The 5,313-nt window shown below is 68.5% G+C and carries 5 protein-coding genes; all 5 read right to left on the reverse strand.

The annotated features are described in order from the left end of the window. On the reverse strand, positions 1-220 hold a 220-nt coding region (locus tag KUF83_RS14250; protein ID WP_217455049.1), incomplete at its 3' end, for an ATP/GTP-binding protein. Further along, complete coding sequence (locus KUF83_RS14255; protein WP_217455050.1) at positions 201-782, reverse strand: DUF742 domain-containing protein; 582 nt, start codon at positions 780-782, stop codon at positions 201-203. The genes KUF83_RS14250 and KUF83_RS14255, both read right to left, overlap by 20 nt. Positions 783-872: 90 nt before the next feature. Continuing rightward, positions 873-1,286 carry a roadblock/LC7 domain-containing protein gene (locus KUF83_RS14260; protein WP_217455051.1) on the reverse strand — a complete coding sequence of 138 codons (414 nt, stop codon included), beginning with the start codon at positions 1,284-1,286 and terminating at the stop codon, positions 873-875. 10 nt (positions 1,287-1,296) lie between these two features. Then, positions 1,297-4,575, reverse strand: coding sequence for a nitrate- and nitrite sensing domain-containing protein (locus tag KUF83_RS14265; RefSeq protein ID WP_217455052.1), 3,279 nt, complete (start codon positions 4,573-4,575; stop codon positions 1,297-1,299). A gap of 373 nt (positions 4,576-4,948) precedes the next feature. Then, positions 4,949-5,313 (reverse strand): ATP/GTP-binding protein (locus tag KUF83_RS14270; RefSeq protein ID WP_217455053.1); only part of this gene is annotated, 365 nt, incomplete at its 5' end.

Here is a 5,313-nt window from a genome sequence, read left to right on the forward strand (position 1 = left end):
CGAAGTCCATGGCCACCGTCGTGGTGGTCTTGTCCCCGGTGTGGGTGAGGTCGTCGATGCCCGCCGAGGCGGACGTCATGACGGCCTCGGTACGCAGCGGGTTGATCTCCGAGACGGCCCCGACGAACGTGGTCTTGCCCACGCCGAAGCCGCCCGCCACCACGATCTTCGCGGACGTGGTGGAGCGGGAAGGCCCTCCGCTAGAGCTTGCGAAGTCCACTGAGCACCCTTTCGAGCAAAGTCACGTCTGGCTGACCGCCGGCGTTCTCGTCGCCGCCGGGCTGATGAATGGCGACCAGGCCCGCTTCCGCCAAGTCGGCGACGAGGATCCTGGCCACACCGAGAGGGATCGTCAGCAGGGCCGAGATCTCGGCCACCGACTTGATCTCCCGGCAGAGGTTGCAGATCCGCTGATGCTCGGGCAACTGGCCCTGCATCTGGTGCGGCTGCGCGGTGGTGTGCACCAGTGCCTCGATGGCGAGCTGGTACCGCGGCCTGGTGCGGCCGCCCGTCATCGCGTAGGGACGCACCAGCGGATTGCTGGCGCCTCCCGCGGGGGACGGTTCGGGGGAGCGCCGATGGGGCTGCACGGGCTGGATGCGCGGCGCCTGCGGCTGGTCGTACGGCGAGGGCCCGGGCCCCTGGGGTGCGTAGGGCTGCTGGTGCCGCGGGGTCGGTGCGGAGGGGAAGTTGTACCGGTTCGGCGAGTCGTTGCCGCCCTGGCCCTGGCCAGGGCCATAGGACCAGTTGCCCGAAGACGAACCGCCTGGGGGTGTTGCCACTTTCTCCTCCTCCGACTGTGCCGGGCCCATCACTGTGGAGCCGTCCCGAAACCTTACGGCCACGGGACGCCAAAACGCATCGCTTGTCTGCTAGTTGAGAAGGCTCCCCTGGAGCTCCGCACGCAGATCCGGCGTCAGGACCGTACCGGCTCGGTCCACCAGAAGGGCCATCTCGTACCCAACGAGACCGATGTCCGCTTCCGGATGTGCGAGAACGGCGAGCGACGAACCGTCGGAAATGGACATGATGAAGAGGAATCCCCGCTCCATCTCCACAACCGTCTGGTTCACGCTCCCGCCCTCGAAGATGCGGGACGCACCCGCGGTCAGGGAGGTAAGGCCCGACGCGACGGCCGCCAGCTGGTCGGCACGGTCACGCGGGAACCCGTCGGACATCGCCAGAAGGAGTCCGTCGGCGGAGACCACCACCGTGTGGGACACCCCGGGGGTGTTGTCCACGAAGTTGGTGATCAACCAGTTCAGGTTCTGTGCCGCCTGGCTCATCGGGCTCACACTAACGCTCCTGGTTGTAGGTGCTGTCAGAGCCGAAGCCCTGACCGTTCGTATCGCTGCCTGCATTACGTCCCCGCTGCACGCCCCGGCGCAGGTTGCTCAGCCTGCCCCGGACGTCCTCGGGAGCGCGGGAGACCGAAGGGCCACCCTGTGGGGTCGATTCCGCGGTGCCCTCGACCAGATTGGCCTTGGGTACCCGCCGTGGCAGGCCCGAGGAGGTGACCCCGCCCGCCTTCGGCTTCTTCAGCTGCTCGGCACGCTGCCACATCTGGTCGTTGTTCGACCGCCAGTCGCCCTTGCCGGTGCCGTTGCTGCCGCTGCCGCTGTTGCTTCCGTTGCTGTCGTTGCCGCCGAAGGGGGCCGGTGACTCCTGGCCCACGGACTGACGGCCGCTCGCGGTGGATCCGCGGCGGGGAAGCCCGGCGTCGGTGGATCCGCGGCGCGGAAGCCCGGCGTCGGTCAGCTCGTGGGCGTTGGAGGGGGCCGGTCCCGGAGAGTCGAAGCCTACGCGGTCCTGCTCGGCCACGTCAGCGGCCTGCGCGGATTCCGCTTCGGGGGCGTACTCGGCGCGGTAGCCGTTCTGGTACGTCTCCTGCTGCGGCCAGTCGTCCCGGTAGGGCTGCTCCTCGAAGGCCGAGAACGAATCCCGCGCGGCGGCGTGGGCCGGCTGGTGCTCCTCCTGGGCCGGCTCCGCGTAGGAGGGTTCCGGATAGCCGCCGTTCGCCGGGAAGTACGTCTCGTCGTACGACGTCTGCTGCTGCTCCTCGTACGGCGTCTGCTGGTCGTACGAGGGTGCCTCGGTGTACGCGGCAGGACTGTTGTCGAACGCGGCGGCGCCGTTGTCGAACGCAGCTGCGCCGTTCTCGTAGCCCTGCACGCCGTTGTCGTAGCCCTGCTGCGGGGCGAAGCCGTCCGGGAAGGACGGGGTCTCGCCCTCGGGACCATCGTGCGCCTGGGCCTCCAGGGCCGCGCGGCGCTCCTCACGCATCAGGGAGCGGCCCACCGGGTCCAGCTCGCGTATGTCGTCAGGGACCTCGGTGTAGCGGCTGTCGTCGAAGCCCAGCTCGGCGGCCGTGCGCAGGGACGGCTGACCGCTCTGGAACTCCTCGCCCTGGAACGCCTGCTGCTCGTGCTCCGGGATGATCTGCGACACCGTGAAGTCGTCGCGCTGCTGGTGCTCGCCACCGCCACCGTGGGTGATCGCGTCGGGGAGCATGACGAGGGAGGTCGTACCGGCCTGCTCGCCCGAGGGGCGCAGCTGGACGCGGATGCCGTGCCGGTCGGACAGCCGCCCGACCACGAACAGACCCATGCGCTGCGAGATCGCGGCGTCCACGGTCGGCGGGTTGGCCAGCTTGTGGTTGATGTCCGCGAAGTCCTCGGCGGTGAGGCCGATGCCCTTGTCGTGGATCTCGACCATGATGCGGCCGTCCGGCAGCCGGGTCGCCGTGACGCGGACCTTGGTCTGCGGGGAGGAGAACGTGGTGGCGTTCTCCAGGAGCTCGGCGAGCAGGTGCACGAGGTCGGTCACGGCACGGCCGTGGATCTCGGCCTCCGGGACGCCGGAGAGCTCGACACGCTCGTACTGCTCCACCTCGGAGGAGGCGGCGCGCAGCACGTCGACCAGCGGGACCGGCTGGTCCCAGCGGCGGCCCGGCTCCTCGCCCGCGAGGACCAGGAGGTTCTCGCCGTTGCGGCGCATACGGGTCGCGAGGTGGTCCAGGCGGAAGAGGTTCTCCAGCTGGTCCGGGTCGGCCTCGTTGTTCTCCAGGTCGGTGATCAGGGTCAGCTGGCCCTCGATCAGTGACTGGTTGCGGCGCGAGAGGTTGGTGAAGATCGCGTTGATGTTGCCCCGCAGCATGGCCTGTTCGGCGGCGAGCCGTACGGCCTCACGGTGGACCTGGTCGAAGGCGCGGGCGACCTCGCCGATCTCGTCCGTGGTGGTGATCGGGATGGGCTGGACGCGGGTGTCCACCCGGCCCGGGTCGGTGCGCGAGAGCTGGTCGACCAGCATCGGCAGGCGCTGCTCGGCGACACCGAAGGCCGCGTTGCGCAGCTGGCGCATCGAGCGGCTCATCTGGCGGGCCATGAGCCCGGCGAGGATGAACGCGGCGAGCAGGGCGATGATGACGATCGCGCCGTTGATGAACGCGTCGCGCTGGGCGTCGGTGGCGATCTGGCCCGCCTCGTCGACCGCCCGGTTGATGAGCTCCTCCTCGACCTCGCCGTAGCCGTCGAACTTGAGGGTGGAGGCCGCCATCCAGGTTTCGGGCGTGATGCCCTGCTGAGCCAGGTCGGTGGGCGAGGTGCCACTGCCGATGGCCTGGATCATGCCGGTCATGGAGGGCGGGGCCTTGTAGGTGCGGCCGGCGGCTTCGGTCTTGCTCTTCGCCGCGGCGGCCAGCTGCTTGCCCTCGGCCTCCTTCTCGGCCATCGCCTGCTTGAGGCGCGCGGCGTCCGCCTCCGTGCCACCGGAGACGTACTCCTGAATGGCGATGTTCTCCAGGTACGCGTACGACGTGAACGCGGTGACCTGCTGCCCCTTGACCTTCTCGTTCGAGGCGGGCTTCACCAGGAGGTGCATGCCGATCGAGCGCTGCAGGGACTGGGCACCCTTGGCCAGCGTGATGGCGTACACGGTGCGGCCGTAGCTCGTGATGTTGCCGGTGCCGAGGCCCAGCTCGTTCGAGAACTCCGCCAGGAGGTGCTCGACGGTGACGTAACCCTCTTCGGTCTTCGTCGGGTCCATCGCGGTGGTGTAGGCGGCCTTGCGCAGCTGACCCAGCGTGGGCTCGGCGTCCTCCACCAGCTTCAGCCGGCGCTCGAGGCCCTGGCCGGCCGGCATACCGACGACTTCCGCGTGGAATTCCTTGGCCTTCTGGTCCGTGACGGTGCGCGCCTGCTTGACGGCGGCGTTGTCCCGGTCGCCCTCCAGCAGCGGCTGGGCGGAGATGTCCCGCTCGTTGAGGAGCGCCTCGGCGTACTGCCCGGCGGCGTCGACGATCTTGGCGACCTTCTCCGCGTCCTGGGCCTCCCGCCAGGTGTCGATGGAGCTCTTCACCTGGAAGCCGCCCATGACGAGGCCGACCACCACGGGTATGAGCAGAATCGCGTTCAGCCTGGTCGGTACACGCCAGTTGCGCGGAGAGAGACGGCCGCCGCTGGGAGCGGGTGGGGCCGTCGGCTCCGAGCCGGGCACATGTGCGGGTGCCGCTCCGCGCGGCGGCGGGGTGAAGTTGCCCCGTGCCGACGGCTCGGGACCGTTCTTGCTTCGCCTCACTCGACCAACAACCTCTCGGCTCGGCACCTTCGTCGTGCCGCGTGTGTCTTGCGGCCCTTACTACTGGGCAGTTCTGGCATTCCAGCACGTCAGTGTGTGCTGGTCCAAACACTCGGAACCGAAGATTCCGAGTGACGTAAGCCCTAGATAAAACGGTCATAAAGAACGAGCCCCGCCAAAAGGCGGGGCTTTTGTGAGCACAGCGGCATCAGACGACCGCGACGCGTGGCCGTACCACCCGATATCTCTGTCGAAACGTTATGAACACCGAGGCCGACCGTGTCAAACGACACAGCCGGCTCCAATGCGTCTACGACAACTTCCGTACGGCGTTGCCGACTTGAATGACAGGACATGGTCCTCCGGACGAGCCCTACCGAAGACGGGCCATCAGGGCGTGCTCGACCAGCGTGATCAGCGCGCTCTTGGCGTCCGAACGGTGCCGGGCGTCCGTCGTGATGATCGGGGCGTCGGGCCCGATCTGCAGTGCCTCGCGGACTTCTTCGGGGGTGTAGGGCTGGTGTCCGTCGAAGCCGTTGAGGGCGATGACGAACGGCAGGCCGCTGTTCTCGAAGTAGTCGACCGCGGGGAAGCAGTCGGCGAGCCGGCGGGTGTCGACGAGCACGACGGCGCCGATGGCGCCGCGTACCAGGTCGTCCCACATGAACCAGAAGCGGTCCTGGCCGGGGGTGCCGAACAGGTACAGGATCAGGTCCTGGTCCAGGGTGATACGGCCGA

Source organism: Streptomyces sp. BV286 (assembly GCF_019090165.1).
GTDB lineage: Bacteria > Actinomycetota > Actinomycetes > Streptomycetales > Streptomycetaceae > Streptomyces.